Origin of the sequence: Aeromonas sp. Y293-4, assembly GCF_027705905.1 — a bacterium.
In the GTDB taxonomy this organism is placed as follows: domain Bacteria; phylum Pseudomonadota; class Gammaproteobacteria; order Enterobacterales; family Aeromonadaceae; genus Aeromonas; species Aeromonas veronii.
Map to the genome: position 1 here is coordinate 68,548 of NZ_JAPDCI010000018.1, position 16,954 is coordinate 85,501.

A 16,954-nucleotide genomic window follows, 5' to 3' on the forward strand; every position below is an offset into this window, starting at 1 on the left:
TTGCGTCAAAAGCTTCTTGCTATTGACCTGTCAGGGACGTCTGGATTTCGGGTCTTGTATCACTATACAAGGGGCAAGCAACAGATTGCCAACCCTCATAAGGATAAGTTGAAAGTTTTTGGCCGCACCGCGTCCAACGCATCCGCCTACACAACCCAATCTGCGATAGGATTTATTCATGAGTAAGCTGGTTCTTGTTCTTAACTGTGGCAGCTCTTCCCTGAAGTTTGCCGTCATTGACGCAACCACCGGTGATGACCTGCTGTCCGGCCTGGCCGAGTGCTTCAACCTCGACGACGCCCGCATCAAGTGGAAACTGAATGGCGAGAAAGGCAGTGCCGATCTGGGCGCGGGTGCCGCTCACCAGGAAGCGCTGGACTTCATCGTCAACAAGATCCTGCCGCTCAATCCGGAACTGTCCAAGAACCTGATCGCCATCGGTCACCGTGTTGTTCACGGCGGTGAGCGCTTCACCTCTTCCGTTGTCATCTGCGAAGATGTGATTGCCGGCATCGAAGCGGCTGTTCCGTACGCACCGCTGCACAACCCGGCTCACCTGATCGGTATCCGTGAAGCTCGCCGCGTATTCCCGGCGCTGGCTGACAAGAACGTGGCCGTATTCGATACCGCGTTCCACCAGACCATGCCGGAAGAAGCCTTCCTGTACGCCCTGCCGTACAAGCTCTACAAAGAGAACGGCATCCGTCGCTACGGCGCTCACGGCACCAGCCACTACTACATCAGCCTGGAAGCTGCCAAGCAGCTGAACAAGCCAGTTGAAGAGCTGAACATCATCAACTGCCACCTGGGCAACGGCGGTTCCGTCTGCGCCATCAAGAACGGCAAATCCGTTGATACCTCCATGGGCCTGACTCCGCTGGAAGGTCTGGTGATGGGTACCCGTTCCGGTGATCTGGACCCGGCCATCATCTTCTTCCTGCACGACAAGCTGGGCATGAGCGTGGCCGATATCAACACCATGTTGACCAAAGAGTCCGGCCTGCAGGGTCTGACCGAAGTGACCTCCGACTGCCGTTTCGTTGAAGACAACTACGACAGCAAAGAAGAAGCCAAGCGTGCTATGGACGTTTACTGCTATCGCCTGGCCAAGTACATCGGCGCCTACGCTGCCGCCATGGACGGTCGTCTGGACGCCGTTGTTTTCACCGGTGGTATCGGTGAAAACTCCGCCCCGATCCGTGAAATCACCCTGAACAAGCTGGGTCTGCTGGGCTTTGACGTTGATCACGACGCCAACCTGAAGGCTCGTTTCGGCAAGGGTGGCGAGATCACCAAGGCTGGCTCTACCAAGGCCCTGGTTATCCCGACCAACGAAGAGTGGGTTATCGCCCACGACGCGCTGGAACTGGTCGGCGCTTAATTGACGCAGTAACTCGAGGCCGCCCACAGGGCGGCCTTTTCCTGATCCCAAAAAATGAACAAGGGGTATAAAGTGGCACGCACTATTATGCTTATCCCGGTCGGCACTGGTGTCGGCGTAACTTCCGTGAGTCTGGGCGTTGTTCGCGCCATGGAGCGTCACGGTGTCAATGTCAGCTTCTTCAAACCGGTTGCCCAGCCGCGTCCGGGTGAAACCGGTGCCGAGCGCTCAACCGCCGTTATCCGGGCTGCTGCCAACATCAATCCGCCCGAGCCCTTCACCCTCTCCTACGCCGAGAACATGATCAGCTCCAGCAACACCGATATCCTGCTGGAAGAGATCGTTGCCCGCTTCGAAGAGCACGTGAAATCCAGTGGTGCCGAAGTGCTGGTTGTCGAAGGTATGGTGCCGACCGACAAGCAGCCCTTTGCCAACAAGCTGAACTACGACGTCGCCAAGGCGCTGGATGCTGACATGGTATTCGTGACCCACCCGGGCCATGACTCCAGCCAGAAACTGAAAGAGCGCATCGAGCTGGCCTGCTCCAACTTCGGTGGTGTCAACAACCCCCGCATCGTTGGTTGCGTGATCAACAAGGTTGGCGCGCCGGTTGACGAGCATGGCGTAACCCGCCCTGACCTGACCGAGATGTTCGAAGCCCATCACCACGCTTCTGACGCGGCTCACAACCTGGAAGTGCTGCAAGTGTTCGGCAAGAGCCCGCTGCGCATCCTGGGTTGCATCCCCTGGAACACCCAGCTGATCGCCCCGCGCGCCAAGGATCTTGCCAAGCATCTGGCCGCCAAGATCCTGCACAAGGGTGAGCTGGACAGCCGCCGCCTGCAGACCGTGACCTTCTGCGCCCGCTCCATCCACAACATGGTTGAGCACTTCCGTCCGGGCAGCCTGCTGGTCACCTCCGGCGACCGCTCTGACGTTATCGTCTCTGCCTGCCTCTCCGCCATGAACGGCGTCAAGCTGGGCGCCCTGCTGCTGACCGGTAACTATCATCCGGAGCCGCAGGTCATGGCGCTGTGCCAACAGGCCATGGCCACCGGCCTGCCGATCATGATGACCGGTACCAACACCTGGCAGACCGCCGTCAGCCTGCAGAACTTCAACGTCGATATTCCGGAAGATGACCGCGAGCGTATCGAGCTGGTACAGGACTACGTCGCTGGCCACATCGACAAGCACTGGATCGAGTCACTGACCGTCAGCTCTACCCGTTCCCGTCGTCTGAGCCCGCCGGCATTCCGTTATCAGCTGACCGAGCTGGCCCGTCAGGCCAACAAGCGTGTCGTGCTGCCGGAAGGCGACGAGCCGCGCACCATCAAGGCTGCCGCCATCTGTGCCGAGCGTGGCATTGCCCGTCCGGTGCTGCTGGGTAACCCGGAAGAGATCCGTCGCGTTGCCGAACAGCAGGGTGTGGTACTGACCGATCGCGTCGAGATCATCGATCCGGCCGTTGTGCGCGAGCGCTATGTGCCGCGTCTGGTCGAGCTGCGCAAGAACAAGGGCATGACCGAAGTGGTTGCTCGCGAGCAGCTGGAAGACAACGTGGTACTGGGTACCATGATGCTGGAGCGCAATGAAGTTGACGGCCTGGTATCCGGCGCAGTGCACACCACTGCCAACACCATCCGTCCGCCGATGCAGATCATCAAGACCGCTCCGGGCTCTTCCCTGATCTCCTCCATCTTCTTCATGCTGCTGCCTGACCAGGTGCTGGTCTACGGTGACTGCGCGATCAACCCGGATCCGACTGCCGAGCAGCTGGCCGAGATCGCCATACAGTCCGCCGACTCTGCTGCCGCGTTCGGCATCGAGCCGCGCGTCGCCATGATCTCCTACTCCACCGGTACCTCTGGCGCCGGTGCCGATGTAGAGAAAGTGCGTGAAGCGACCGAGCTGGCCAAGGCCAAGCGCCCCGACCTCATCATCGACGGCCCCCTGCAGTACGACGCGGCCATCATGGAGAACGTGGCCAAGTCCAAGGCACCGAACTCACCGGTTGCAGGTAAAGCCACCGTGTTCGTCTTCCCTGACCTGAACACAGGTAACACCACTTACAAAGCGGTGCAGCGTTCCGCTGACCTGGTCTCCATCGGCCCCATGCTGCAAGGCATGCGCAAGCCGGTCAACGACCTCTCCCGTGGCGCCCTGGTTGACGACATCGTCTACACCATCGCCCTGACCGGTATCCAGGCTGCCCAGGCTGACGAACAAGCCTAATCAGCTTTAGTCTGAAAAAACCGATCACAAAGGCTGCTCACCCCAGGTGAGCAGCCTTTTTTATTAGTTCTCTTTTGAATACCAGTGAAACATCCTATCAGCGCAGTGTTATGCAGAATAATGCCATGTGATGTGCCAGAAATGTCTCGAGCGTAGCTCTGCGGGAAAGCGTGCCCGCCACCTTAAAGATGCATCTAAAATAGATTCAAGATCATACGCTTGGATATATGAGGGCATTCATAGCGAAGCGCTTATAGCAAATCCGCCACCATCGGCATGAAAATTTGACCTGTTAGAAATAGCAGTGAAAAAGACCCGTTCGATACGCTATTCATCAATGTGCCGCTCGGCAATATCCACATCATGGAGGAATGGAAATGCTGATGAAGAAGCTCTCTGCAATCATGTTGCTGGCCTGCTTGCCACTGTTCAGCCAACCTGTGCTGGCCGCAGATAAGGCAGCACCCAAGCAAACAACCACAGCCGAGGTCGCCAAGGAGACCGGCAAGCTGAATATTAATACCGCCACCCTTGCCGAACTCACCAGCCTGAAAGGGATTGGCGACAAGAAGGCACAAGCCATCGTCGACTATCGGGAAAAACAGGGAAAGTTCACCTCGGTCGATCAGCTGGCGGATGTCAATGGCATTGGTCCGGCCACGCTGGAAGCCAACCGTGACATGATCATCGTCAAATAACGTCCGAGCTCTGCATATACGAATGGGGTAGCCTGTGGCTGCCCCATTTTTCTTGGAGTATCATGGCCGCACTTTAATCCCGCTGGATAGTTTTCCATGAAAAAGACTCCTCTGACAGTTCGCAAGGCCGTGCTACCGGTAGCCGGTCTGGGTACCCGTATGCTGCCAGCCACCAAGGCCATCCCGAAAGAGATGCTGCCGGTGGTCGACAAACCGCTGATCCAGTACGTAGTGCGCGAAGCCATCGCCGCCGGTATCAAAGAGATCGTGCTGGTCACCCACTCGAGCAAGAACTCCATCGAAAACCACTTCGACAAGAGTTTCGAACTGGAAGCGACCCTCGAGAAGCGAGTCAAGCGTCAGCTGCTGGAAGAGGTGCAACAGATCTGCCCGAAAGACGTCACCATCATGCACGTCCGCCAGGGCGAGGCCAAAGGTCTGGGCCACGCGGTGCTCTGCGCACGCCCGCTGATCGGTGACAACCCGTTTGCCGTGCTGCTGCCGGATGTACTGATTGATGAAGTAGCCAGCGACCCGAAAAAAGACAACCTGGCCGAGATGGTGCACATGTTCGAAGAGAACCAGATCAGCCAGATCATGGTGGAAGCGGTTCCGGAGAGCGAAGTGGACAAGTACGGCATCGCCGACATCAAGGGCGAGGCCCTGAGCGAGGGGATGTCCCTGCCGATGCAGGCCATTGTCGAGAAGCCACCCCGTGACGAAGCCCCCTCCAATCTGGCGGTGGTGGGTCGTTACGTCCTCTCCTCCAATATCTGGCCGCTGCTGGAGAAAACCCCGGCCGGTGCCGGTGACGAGATCCAGCTGACTGACGCCATCGCCATGCTGATGGAGCAGGAGCAAGTCAACGCCTACTTCATGAAGGGCAAGAGCCACGATTGCGGCAGCAAGCTCGGTTACATGAAAGCCAATGTGGAATATGGTGTGCGCCATCACGAGCTAAATGGTGAATTCATCGGCTGGCTGAAGCAGTTCGTCAAGCAGTTGTAATCGCTGATAAATCTGTTTTTTATAGACGTATTTAAGGGGCATCAAATGATGCTCCTTTTTCATTTTTGCAACAAAAAATCAATCAAGAGTAAATAAACTCTCAGCAAATCATAATGTTGTAATTTATTCACACATGCTCTATAAGGATTGAGGCGTGTTTCTCGCCCTTGCATAAAAAACTCAAAAAAATATAAGACACAGGTGGAAGTTCCAATGAATAACCCGTCAAAAGGGACCTTTTTAGGTCACCCTAAAGGGCTTTTTTTGCTCTTTAGTACCGAACTGTGGGAGAGATTCTCCTATTACGGCATGCGTGCCGTGCTGGTGCTCTATTTGACCGACCTGACTGCCAACGGCGGTCTGGGCTGGAGTCAGGCAGATGCCCTCAAACTCTACGGTATCTATACCGGTCTGGTTTATATCACTCCGCTGATCGGCGGCTGGCTGGCTGACACCTTCCTGGGTCAACGTCGCGCCATCCTGATCGGTGCCGTGCTGATGGCCGCAGGTCAGTTCACTCTGGCACTGCCCCACGCCATGTTCCCGGATATGGTCAACACCATGTTCTACGCGGGCCTCGCGCTGCTGATCGTGGGTAACGGCCTGTTCAAACCGAACATCTCCACCATGGTGGGTGACCTCTATGAAGAGGGCGATCACCGCCGTGATGGTGCTTTCACCATCTTCTACATGGGTATCAACCTGGGTTCCCTGCTGGCAGGTGTGATCTGTGGTGCTGCCGCGACTGCCTACGGCTGGCAAGCAGCCTTCGTCGGCGCCGGTATCGGTATGCTGCTCTCTCTGGTGATCCAGGCCACCATGGCCCAACGTTTCCTGGGTGACATCGGTCGCGTCACTGCCGCCCAGCGCGCAGCCGCCCTGCGTACTACCGAACAGAAAGCACCGCTGACCAAGCAGGAAGTGGATCGCATCAAGGTTATCCTGGTACTGGGTCTGTTCACTATCATCTTCTGGGCCGGTTTCGAGCAGGCCGGTGGTCTGATGAACCTCTACACCCAGGAGTATACCGACCGCATGATCGGCAGCTTCGAAGTGCCGACCGCCTGGTTCCAGTCCCTGAACCCCTTCTTCATTATCACCCTGGCACCGGTCGTTGCGGCCATCTGGATCAAGCTCGGCAAGAAAGAGCCGAACTCTCCGGTGAAATTCGCCATGGGGCTGCTGTTCCTGGCTATCGGCTTCCTGTTCATGGTGGGTGCCGTGCTGCAGCAGGGTGGTGACAACACCGTCAAGACCTCCATGTTCTGGCTGGTAGGTGCTTACCTGTTCCACACCCTGGGCGAGCTCTGCCTCTCCCCGATTGGCCTCTCCATGGTGACCAAGCTGGCTCCGCTGCGTCTGGCTTCCCTGATGATGGGTGCCTGGTTTGGCTTCGTTGCCCTGGCCAACTACGCTGCGGGCTTTATCGGCTCCTTCGTGGGTGAAGCCGGTCCGATCGCCATCTTCGGTGGCATCGCCCTGGCGGCGGTACTGAGCGCCCTAATCCTGCTGACCATGGCCAACCGCCTGGTTTACTGGATGCACGGTGCCGAAGGCCCGGCCAAAGAGCCGCAAGCTCAAGAGAAGAAACTGCAATCCGCCACCGTCTAAACGGTCAGGATTGTAAACAACAAACAGGGCGCCATCGGCGCCCTGTTTGTTTTAGCCTGTTTATCAGGCGGCATCAGTGATGACGAACCTGCACATCCAGCGAGCCGCCGCTGTCGCTGCGAAACTGCAGGGCAAACGGTTCATGCCAGCTGCGTTTGTGCAGGGCGTAGTGGCTACTGCGCATCAGGCCAAGGGGCAGGCCGCCGGAGCGCATCAGCCAGTGGGGAGAGGTGAGCCCGGCGTTGGCAAACACCAGCCCATCATGCTGATCAAACAGCAGCGCCGCCATGGCAAAAGAGTGGCGAAGCCCGGATGCCATCAACTGATGGTTGAGGTAGTCGAGCAACCGGTGCGGCTGGCTCAGCAACCGGCTCTCGTTCTGCTGAAACTGGCGGTAGGGGACGTTCATCAAGGATCGCACCAGCGCACCACAAAATGCCGCATCCGTCCCCATGATCGGCAGCTCCATCACCAGCACCAGCAGCTTGTCTTCCACCTTGAAGGTATCTGGAATAAACAGCTGCCCCAGCCCCTTGAACGTGACCTGCCAGGGGCCCCACTCCTGCAAGCCCGGCGGCTTGAGCCCCGCCAGCAGGCGACTGGCCGCCTTGTCGTGGGCACTGAAATAGTCGATGTGATCCATCAGCTCAAGCTGCTGCGCCCGATTGGCGCTGCCGTTGAGACACTGTTCGATACTGCGCTCGACCAGCGCATAATCCTCGAGGGGTTTGAGCAGATAATCCCGCGCACCGGCACGCAAGGCGCTGGCGACCGCCTCCATGGTGCTCTGGGCCGAAATGACGATAACCGGAATATGGGGATAGCGCGCAGAGAGGCAGGCGATCACCTCGTGGCCATCCATATTGGGCATATTGAGATCACAGAGCACCACATCGGGATGGTAGAGAGCAGCGGCCGACAGCCCCTCGATCCCGTCTTCGGCCTGAAACACCGTTGCCCCGTCCCGTGCGAGGTAACTTACTAACGAGTGGCGAAAAACGGCCTCGTCCTCCACCACCAGGATCCGTAGCCCGGCTTTTGACATCTTGATAAAGCTCTTATTAGTCAATTGGTTATTTAGGTATTAAGACTAGCTCAAAAGTGCGGTCAGCGCGGAAACCCTGCGTCAAAAGTAGACCTCGATCATACGATGGCATCAAGAGAACCCTATCCGCCCGCGCAGCTCTATTCACTCGGGTGGCCCCACGACTACGACCGCCATCCGAATTGTGCAAGTGGGCGCCATAAGGGATAATGCCCCCCACTCCAGCTCGTGAAGAAGACCATGACCCCAGCCGAATACAGCGCCCTTGCCCACCCCAGATTGTCCCATCCGGCTCGCAGTCTCTATACCCTGCAGCTGCGCCGACTGGTGCTGGAAAATCAGGCGGCCCGGCTCAACTATCCCGAGCTGGGTCGGGCGCTGGCAGTGGTCGATCCGGGAGATCCCTGCGGCTTCTCGTTTCAGGTCAATGCCCGCCAGCTCACCGAGCTGTTCGATGAATTGATGGAGGCGGGCCTGCTGCAAGTCGAGGCTCAGCCCGAGAGTGAGCACTACCATCAGTGCCCGTTCCAGTTGCCGCTGCTGACCCAGAAATTGCGCAGCCCGCTGCCGGAACGCCCCTTCCAGATGCATCTGCAATGGCGACCTGACGAAGAGCTGCCCGCTCTCGCCCGTCTGTGCGGAGTGATCGATGCCAGCTACAGCGAAGAGGATCTGGGGGAGTTTATCGCCTACTGGCTGGGGCGCCCCGAGGTGTTCGACTCCCAACATCAATGGATGCTCAAGTTCATTCGCGCCCTCAAGACCCGCCGCTATACCCGTCGCAAACCGATGGAGGTTCAGGGCTACCAGCAGGTGACGCCGGCCCCGGCAGAGTCGGGCCCCAGCAAACGGGCCCAACAGATGATTGAAGAGGCCAAGCGACTGGCCCAACAGCAGGCGCAAGAACCCGCAGCGCAGCAGGAGCCGGATAATGATTGATAGCGGCCCCCGCCTGCAGGCAGAATCAACCCCTTGTCTACCCATCCCTGATCGAGCAGAAGGAGCATTCCATGACTGACCCGCAAGATCCCCTGCGCCAGGAGCTGGAAGAGATCGAAGCCAAGCGCCAGAAGATCGCCAAGGCCAAGCAGGATCACCGTATTCACGACCCGGAATTGAGCCGTCATGTAGGTGGCCTGCTGGAGCGCATTCGTCGCCTGCAACAAGAGACCGGTGGCGGCCAGTATGACTACGAGACCCTGCGCAAGGAATATGACGCCAAGGCCAACGCCGAGGTGCGCGAGCTGCAGAAGGCGGCCCGTCAGGAGCGTATCCAGAAGCTGATCGCCCAGGCCGACCTCAACCCTGACTGGGTATTTGACAAGATGGATGCCGGTGACCCGGCGCTGCAATACCCCATTGAAACAGCCCGTTACTTTATCAGCGGCTTCGAGCACTGGGAGAAGAGCGGTGGCGGTTGCATGCTGATCTACGGCGACTACGGCACCGGCAAGTCGACCCTGGCGGGAGCGGTAGCGCATGAGCTGATCGCCCGTCACCAGAAATCGGTGATCTTCCAGCAGTGGGCCTCCATCGTCGATCGCCTCTTCTTCAACGTGATCCCCGATCAGGACGAGCGCAACCAGTACCGCCGCGCGCTGGAAGAGGTGGATCTGCTGATCATCGACGAGGTATCGGCCAACCGCGCCAAGATGGCGGAGAGTCAGTCAAGCTTCCTCGGCCACCTGCTGCGCCGCCGTCGCAACCTGTCAAAGAGCGTCATCATCATCACCAACCACACGCCCCAGAGCCTGCATCAGGCAATCGGTGATTTCAGCTATGAGGCGATCAAGGCGTTCAATCCGGTGGATATCCACCTGAGCGGCCCCAGCCGTCGCCCCAGCATCGGCAACTACAACGGCTGATCCCTCTCAAAGAGTGCGAGTCGCTGACGACTCGCACCTTCTCCTCCTTGCTGACTCACAAATAGAAACAACTCTCATTTACAGCAGGCGAACAAGCCACTAGGCTAGCCCCTTTTGCCAAGGGAACTCAGCTATGCCAACCACACTGATTTTCGGAGCCAGCCGCGGGCTGGGCCGCGCCTTTACTCATCATGCCCTGAGCCAGGGTCACCGGGTCGTTGCGCTGGTACGCAACCCCGAGATGGCCACGGAACTGGGGGAGCTGGGAGTCGAGGTGATCGAAGGGGATGCGCTGGATCTGGCTGCGGTGCAGCAGGCATGTGTTCTGGCGGGGCAAGATGCACAAGTCGTCTCTACCCTCGGCAGCTTCCGTCAAGCCGCGCCGGTGGACTATCAGGGCAACCGCCATGTAATCGATGCCATGGAGCAGGTAGGCCTGAAACGGCTGCTGCTGGTCACCTCTCTCGGCTGTGGCGACAGCTGGCAATATTTGCCGCAGCGGGCCCGCGCCGCCTTCGGTCACGAGGTGCGTCTCAAGAGTCTGGCGGAGAGCTGGCTGCAGACCAGCGCCCTCGCATGGACCATTCTTCGCCCGGCGGGCCTGCAGGATGGCGACGCCACCGGCCGCGCCGAGCTGAGTCAGGGCAAGGAGGTACACGGACTGGTACGCCGCGCCGATGTGGCCACCCAAGGGCTGCGTTTGCTGGCGGATGAGACTGCGGTGGGGCAGATCTACGCCATCGGGGATCCCACGCTCCAGCGCGGCTAAAAACAGCAGTAAAACCGCTTAACCCCACCACATAACAAAACGGTCAGCCCAAGGGCTGACCGTTTTCGCTTTACCGCACACGCCATCTCACGGGCGCTTGCCCTATCCCGCTTAACCGGCGGTCGTCTCACTCTGTACGACCGACTGACTGGCCACCGGCAGTGACTGCTGCCGCCAACGCAGCAGCAGGCAGGCCAGCGCGCCGTAGAGCAGCGCCAGTCCCCATAACTGCCACCAGTAACGGGAAACCTGCGAAAAGTCGGCCCCCATCTGGTTGAGGCGCAGAAAACCCTCGATGGCCGGGATAGTGGGCACCCACTGAGCCAGCCAGTTGAGGGGCGCCGGGATCAGCTCGAGCGGCCAGATAAAGCCCGCCAGAAAGACCAGCGGCAGGGAGGAGATCAACACCACCTGAGTCGGCAGATCCCGCCGGGTAAAGATCGCCCCCAGCACAATCCCGAACCAGCAGGTCGCCAGCAGGAACGGCAGGGCGAACAGCCATAGCTCCAGCGGATCGGCATGACGGGCGATGTTGTAGTGATCGAAGCAGAAGCCGAGGAAGTAGCTCACCGGTAACAGGAACAACCCCGCCAGCACCAGGGTTCTGGCCAGCAGCAGCGGCAACACCGGCGCGCTTTGCCAGTAACCATGCTCGCCGCGGCAACTGCGCTGGTTCTGGGTCGCCCCCAGGATCCCCGCCCCCATCAGCAACACCTGATGGAGGATCAGCACGAACACCGCCGGCACCACGTAATTCACATAGCCCATGGTGGGGTTGAACACCGGTACCACGTTGAGGGCCACCGCGTTCCAGCCCATGGCTGCTTGCGGCAGTGCCTCGCCATGGCTCAGCAGCCGCGCCACCTTCACCTGCGCAGCGAGGGTACCACCGGCCTGCGCCAGCCCTTCGGCAATGGTGCCGTAGACTAGGAAGTAGGAGGCATCGCCGGCATAGCTCAGGGTGACGCTCTTGCCCAGCATCAGATCCCGATAGAAGTGGTTGGGGATATGCAGGATCCCACTCGCCTTCCCGGCCATCATCAGCTGGCGCGCCTCGGCCAGCGAATTGGCCCGCGCTACCAGCTTCACCTGCGGCGTGGCATCGGCCATAAATTCCAGCTGGCGCGATAGCTGACTGCCATCTTCATTGACCACCACCACCGCCTCTTCCCGCGGTAGTTGATGCAGATAGGGTTGGGGGTAGAGGAAGGAGTAGAAGAACACCCCGCCAAACAGGGTGAGCATGATGGCGCGATCCGCCAGCAGGGTGCGCAGCTCGAGGCGCAACAGATCGACAAATCCCAGCATCACTCGGGCTCCTTCTCGGCGACGGCCACTACGGCAGAAGCTGATTGACGGGCAAGCTCAGCCTGTGGCTTGTAACGGCGCACCGCCAGCAGGGGGGGCAACAGCTCGGCACATTCCAGCATCACTCAGGCTCCTTTTCGGCGACTGCCACTGCGGCTGATTGACGGGCCAGCTCGGCCTGCTGCTTGTAACGACGTACCACCAGCAGCAGGGGGAGCAGGAACAGCAGCAGCGCCCCCAGTTGCGGCAGCGCCGATGCGAGGGGCAGACCGTAGTTGCTCTGACCAATCTGTAGCTCCACATAGTGAGAGACCGGCAACAGGCTGCGCCAGAAGCGGGCGAAATCCCCCATGGCACTCACCGGAAAGGTGACTCCCATAAAGGCAAAACCGGGCGCAGTGTAAGCCCCTGCCAACGACAGGGCGCGCGCCGGATCCCGGATAATGCCGTAAAAGAAGGCCCCCATGGTGACGCAGGCAGCCGAGGCCAGCCCCAGACCCACCACCAGCACCAGCCAGCTGCCGTGCATGGGGTAGGAGAACCCCTTGAACAGCAGCAGTGTCCAGACAATCCCCCAGCCCCAGCCAATCAGTACGTGGGGCAGCAGGGTGCGCCAGAGGCCAAACCAGACCCCGCGAGTGGTCCAGTCCAGCCCCAGCCGATCGGTACGGGCCAGCGCATTGAGGCCAAACAGCACCACCAGGATCTGCCACACCGCGGGCAGAATAGCGCTCAGCAGAAATTGGGCGTAGCTGGAGTTGAGGTTATAGAGCGCAGTCACCTGGCTGCTGATGGGTACCGACTGCCCGAGTGCGCCGGGCAGTGCCTTGCCGCCAGCCATCGCCTCCAGCACGCCCACCTGACCGTTGAGGGTGCCTACCACCTGCGCCAGCGCCGAGTTGACCAGCTTGGCGATCAGGATGAACTGGCCGTTGTTGAACACCGTCACCTGCGGCTGGGTACCCTGACGGGCATCCCGCTCCAGATGGTTGGGGATCACCACCAGCGCATAGATGTCGCCACCGCGCAGGGCGTGCGCCCCGGCATCGATGGAGTCAAACTGTTGCGCGACCTTGAGCCCGGCCGAGCCATCCAGCGAGAAGGCGAGCTGGCGCGAGAGCACGCTGTGGTCGAGATCCACCAGCCCCACCTTAAGATCGCGGGCCAGCCCTGCCGAGAAGATCCAGCAGAGGATCCCCATCAGCAGCAGCGGCACCCAGCTCATCAGGGCACGACTGAATGGATCCTGCCACAGCAGCCGAAATTCACGTCCCATCAGAGTTCAACCAGCACACTCATGCCAACCCGCAGCCCCTCAACCGGTTGCAGCGGGCGAGCCTCCACCTGGAAGCTCTTCATGTCGAAGCCCTGACGGGTATCGGTGGCACGCCAGGTGGCGAAATCCCCCATCACGGCCACATGGGTCACCTTGAAGCGCACCATCTGATCGCCAAGGCCGGGGATGCGGGCATCGAACTCGGTACCGACCGGGAAGCGGGGCAGCAGATCTTCGCGCACGTGGAACTGGGCCCAGGCATCGCTCATGTCGAGCAGGGTCACCACCGGGAAGCCTTGTGGCGCCAGCTCGCCGCTGCGCAGCAGCACCTGGCTTACCTCGCCGGAGTGGGGGCTGACGATACGTGTATCGGCCAGATAGGCCTCAACCTCGGCCACCGAACCGGCCGCCATCTTGGCCTTCTCGCGGGCAGCGATCTTGGTCTCTTCCCGCGCCCCTTCCAGCGCCATCTGGTACTGCTGCCACGCCATCCCTTCGCTGTAGCGAGCGGCTTGCCAGGCAGTCCAGGCCTCGTCGCGCTTTTGCAGCGGCATCACGCCATCGCGGTGCAGGCTGGCAACCCGCTCATAGGTCTTGCCGCGCAGGGCTGCGGCGGCCTTGGCTTTTTGCCACTGATCCTTGGCAGCGGCGATCTGCTGGGCTCTTGCTCCTTTCTCAGCCTCTTGCGCCAGCGCGCCCGCAGCTGCTTCACCGGCCTTGGCCTGGCTCAGCTTGGCTTCAATCTCGGGGCTCGCCAGAGTAAAGACCAGCTGGTCTTTGGTCAGCTGATCACCCTTTTTCACCAGCACTTCGTCGATACGGCCCGGCACCTTGGAGGAGACCGAATACTGCTGCGCCTCAATTTGCCCTTGCAGATGCACCGGCTCCGGCTGATAGGCGAGCCAGAAGCGCCAGCCCAGCCAGACCACCAGGATCACCAGCACCAGCGGCAACAACAGCGGTTTACCCTGGCTCATCTTCTTTTTGATGGGGGGATGGCTCATCACTTCACCTCGACAAACGGGCGACCCTTGGCGGTCGAAACAGAGATAGAAAAAGGCACGGACTGAAGTGCGATCATGAGTTCACCTCGATCACCTGACCGTGCTGATATTGATTGAAACTGTTCATCTGGCCGGAGAGTGCCAGCAGACGGGCCAGCGACACCACATATTGATAAGCCGCCGCCGCGCGCTGGGTCTTGACCCCTGCCAGCTGGTTCTGGGCATCCACCACATCGAGTGACGTGGAGAGCCCCTGCCCGAAGGCCTTGTCCCGCAGCAGCACGTTCTCCTCGGCCAGCGCTTGGGTGGAAGAGAGGGATTGATACTCCTCCAGCCCCTGTGCTGCTTCGCGCCAGGTCTTCTCGACCAACAGTTTCAGATCCTCGCGGGTCTTGGCCTGCAGCAGATTAACCTGAAGTTCGGCGCTCTTGGCGGCCTGCACCGTCTCGGAGCGGCCATCGCGGCTCACCAGCGGCATGCTGACGCCCACCCCCACCAGCCAGTCCGGCGCGGTCTTGGAAGCTATCGAATCATCTTCATAGAGGTTGTAGTTACCGAACAGGAACACCTCGGGGGCATATTTGCCCTGCTCGACCCGGATCATCCCCTTGGCCTGCTCTTTCTTGGCACTGAGCAATTTGAGGCCGGGGTGAACTTCCAGGGTCTGTTGCACCAGCCCATCGAGACGCGGCAGCTCACTGTTGACGAACAGGCCGCTGCCCGGCTGGGCATCTGGCAACTTCAGCATGCGGCCAAGGGCCAGTTCGGCGATCTCGAGACTGCGGCGCGCCTTCTGGGTATCGATACGGGCGCGGTCATAGGCCGACTGGGCGGAGAGGCGCTCCACCTTGGCAATCTGCCCCTGCGCTTCGAGCTTCCTGGCGTGATCCAGATGACGGGCCAGCCCGTCCTCAATATCCTGCTTGGTCTGCACTACCTGACCTGCCAGCACCACACCGAAATAGGCCTGGGAGAGGCTCTCGAAAGTGGACTGCTCCTTGAGCACCAGCAGCTGTTGCGCCTCGCTCACCTGCGCCTGGCGGATATCCTGCGCCGCATCGATGCGACCACCGGCAAACAGCGGCCAGAGCATCTTGACCGAGCTGGTCACCACATTCTGTTTGGTCAGGGGGGTGACAAATGCGTTGGCCCCGACCCCGAACAGGCTGCCGAGCGCCAGGATCAGATCTTTCTGCTTGGCCAGCGGATTGAGATCGAGGGCATCAAGTTCAATCGGCTGATCAAGATGGGTATAGCTGGCCCCCAGATCCACCTTGGGCAGATACATGTCCTTGGCCGCCTCGCGCAGCTGCTTGGCCCGATCGACCCCGGCCTGCTCGGCAGCCAGCCCTTCATCCTGCTGGATGACCCGGGTCCAGGCTTCGCCAAAACTGATGGTTTGCGCCTGCGCCGACCCCAGCACGGCCCCCATCAGACACGGCCAGAGTGATTTAATGAACCTTGACGTCATAGATCCCCAATCCGCTTTTGTTGCATAAATGTTTGGAGCATTTGCTCGACTTAAGCCCGCTATCATAACGCAAAGCGGGCCTGCAAGTGGACTGACAATTATGCAGGCGTCCGACCCGAATGGTACAGTGCTCACTCTCCGTCAATCTGGCCGTTTTTCAATAACTCCAGAATTTGCAAGCCTTGGCGCGACGTTTTTTTCAGAAAAAAATGGCTGACGCTCAAATACTAACCTTTTCTCCTGCCTAAAAAATGCGTAATATACGCCGCCCTAAGCCGATGGTAACCGTGGAATGCAGATAGGTCCCCACACGCTTGAAACTCCCTTGATTGTGGCTCCCATGGCCGGTGTAACTGACCGACCATTCCGTGAACTTTGTTTGCGATTGGGGGCCGGCATGGCCGTTTCCGAGATGCTGCTGGCCAACCCGGATGTCTGGGATACCCAGAAAACCCGGATGAGGATGGATCACTCTGCAGAAGGCGGATTGCGATCGGTCCAGATTGCCGGAGCCGACCCCGAGATGATGGCGTTTGCTGCCCGCTACAACGTGGAGCAGGGCGCACAGATCGTCGACATCAACATGGGATGTCCGGCAAAAAAAGTGAATAAGAAGTTGGCAGGTTCTGCCCTGCTGCGTGCCCCCGATCAGGTCAAAGCAATTTGCCGGGCCGTGGTGGATGCAGTGGAGGTGCCTGTCACCTTGAAGATCCGCACAGGATGGGATCCGGATAACCGCAATGGCGTGGAGATCGCCCGAATCGCCGAAGATTGCGGTATCGCGGCCCTTGCCGTGCATGGTCGTACCCGTGCCTGCCTCTACAAGGGCGAAGCGGAGTACGACACGATCAGGGCGATTAAGCAGGCCGTATCGATTCCTGTTGTCGCCAATGGTGACATCAACAGCCCGGAGAAAGCCCGGTATGTCCTCGACTATACCGGCGTTGACGCCGTGATGATCGGCCGAGCTGCGCAAGGACGACCCTGGATTTTCCGGGAAATCCGTCATTTTCTTGAGACGGGCACCAAGCTGCCGCCTCCCGAGAGGGAAGAGGTTCGCACCCTGATGAACGAGCATGTAACCAACCTGCACCGGTTTTATGGTGCATATCTGGGAGCGCGCATAGCCCGTAAACACGTGGGCTGGTATCTGGATGAAGAAGAGACGGGCCGAGAATTCCGTAAGCACTTCAATGCCCTGGATTGCGCAGACGCGCAACTTGAGGCACTCGAAGCGTATTTCGATGGATTAGGTTAACAAGATAACTAAAGAGCCGACCGAA

Annotated in this window: 15 protein-coding genes; 9 read left to right on the top strand and 6 right to left on the bottom strand. The window is 59.6% G+C overall.

Annotation, left to right across the window (positions count from 1 at the left end; genetic code table 11):
- The first annotated feature begins 178 nt into the window (after positions 1-178).
- The 5 genes from OKC31_RS17920 (at position 179) to OKC31_RS17940 (ending at position 6,933) form a co-directional block, all read left to right on the top strand.
- Positions 179-1,381: an acetate kinase gene (locus OKC31_RS17920; protein WP_005349210.1), complete on the top strand. Its 1,203-nt coding sequence runs from the start codon at positions 179-181 to the stop codon at positions 1,379-1,381.
- A 54-nt stretch (positions 1,382-1,435) separates the two neighbouring features.
- Positions 1,436-3,616, top strand: coding sequence for a phosphate acetyltransferase (gene pta, locus OKC31_RS17925; protein ID WP_005339119.1), 2,181 nt, complete (start codon positions 1,436-1,438; stop codon positions 3,614-3,616).
- 377 nt (positions 3,617-3,993) lie between these two features.
- Positions 3,994-4,314, top strand: coding sequence for a ComEA family DNA-binding protein (locus OKC31_RS17930; protein WP_107682607.1), 321 nt, complete (start codon positions 3,994-3,996; stop codon positions 4,312-4,314).
- A gap of 96 nt (positions 4,315-4,410) precedes the next feature.
- Complete coding sequence (galU, locus tag OKC31_RS17935; RefSeq protein WP_005339121.1) at positions 4,411-5,322, top strand: UTP--glucose-1-phosphate uridylyltransferase GalU; 912 nt, start codon at positions 4,411-4,413, stop codon at positions 5,320-5,322.
- Positions 5,323-5,535: 213 nt separating this feature from the next.
- A complete protein-coding gene (locus OKC31_RS17940) occupies positions 5,536-6,933 on the top strand; it encodes a peptide MFS transporter (RefSeq protein ID WP_021231963.1) in 1,398 nt (465 codons plus the stop codon).
- A 73-nt stretch (positions 6,934-7,006) separates the two neighbouring features.
- On the opposite strand, the gene OKC31_RS17945 is transcribed toward OKC31_RS17940, so the two are convergent.
- A complete protein-coding gene (locus OKC31_RS17945; RefSeq protein WP_005358239.1) occupies positions 7,007-7,978 on the bottom strand; it encodes a response regulator in 972 nt (323 codons plus the stop codon).
- A gap of 240 nt (positions 7,979-8,218) precedes the next feature.
- On the opposite strand from OKC31_RS17945, the gene OKC31_RS17950 reads away from it, so the two are divergent.
- The 3 genes from OKC31_RS17950 (at position 8,219) to OKC31_RS17960 (ending at position 10,612) form a co-directional block, all read left to right on the top strand.
- The gene (locus OKC31_RS17950; protein ID WP_103250459.1) at positions 8,219-8,917 is read left to right on the top strand and encodes a DnaT-like ssDNA-binding domain-containing protein; all 699 of its coding nucleotides are present in this window, start codon (positions 8,219-8,221) and stop codon (positions 8,915-8,917) included.
- A 71-nt stretch (positions 8,918-8,988) separates the two neighbouring features.
- Entirely contained in the window at positions 8,989-9,843 is an 855-nt protein-coding gene (locus tag OKC31_RS17955; protein WP_005349200.1) for a DnaA ATPase domain-containing protein, read from the top strand.
- A gap of 133 nt (positions 9,844-9,976) precedes the next feature.
- On the top strand, positions 9,977-10,612 hold the full coding sequence (locus tag OKC31_RS17960; RefSeq protein ID WP_103250460.1) for an NAD(P)-dependent oxidoreductase: 636 nt from the start codon (positions 9,977-9,979) through the stop codon (positions 10,610-10,612).
- A gap of 111 nt (positions 10,613-10,723) precedes the next feature.
- On the opposite strand, the gene OKC31_RS17965 is transcribed toward OKC31_RS17960, so the two are convergent.
- The 5 genes from OKC31_RS17965 to OKC31_RS17985 form a co-directional block, all read right to left on the bottom strand.
- A complete protein-coding gene (locus OKC31_RS17965; RefSeq protein ID WP_103250461.1) occupies positions 10,724-11,920 on the bottom strand; it encodes an ABC transporter permease in 1,197 nt (398 codons plus the stop codon).
- Positions 11,920-12,042: a hypothetical protein gene (locus tag OKC31_RS17970; RefSeq protein WP_270657352.1), complete on the bottom strand. Its 123-nt coding sequence runs from the start codon at positions 12,040-12,042 to the stop codon at positions 11,920-11,922. The genes OKC31_RS17965 and OKC31_RS17970 overlap by 1 nt, the downstream gene beginning before the upstream one ends.
- A complete protein-coding gene (locus OKC31_RS17975; protein ID WP_270657353.1) occupies positions 12,042-13,196 on the bottom strand; it encodes an ABC transporter permease in 1,155 nt (384 codons plus the stop codon). Before OKC31_RS17975 ends, OKC31_RS17970 begins: the two co-directional genes overlap by 1 nt.
- Positions 13,196-14,200 (bottom strand): HlyD family secretion protein, encoded by a 1,005-nt coding sequence (locus OKC31_RS17980; RefSeq protein ID WP_124241418.1) that lies wholly within the window; start codon positions 14,198-14,200, stop codon positions 13,196-13,198. The genes OKC31_RS17975 and OKC31_RS17980 overlap by 1 nt, the downstream gene beginning before the upstream one ends.
- Positions 14,201-14,273: 73 nt before the next feature.
- A complete protein-coding gene (locus OKC31_RS17985; protein WP_247823946.1) occupies positions 14,274-15,671 on the bottom strand; it encodes a TolC family protein in 1,398 nt (465 codons plus the stop codon).
- 292 nt (positions 15,672-15,963) lie between these two features.
- Between OKC31_RS17985 and dusB the strand changes: the two genes are divergently transcribed.
- Positions 15,964-16,929, top strand: coding sequence for a tRNA dihydrouridine synthase DusB (gene dusB, locus OKC31_RS17990; RefSeq protein ID WP_019445016.1), 966 nt, complete (start codon positions 15,964-15,966; stop codon positions 16,927-16,929).
- Positions 16,930-16,954: the final 25 nt, after the last annotated feature.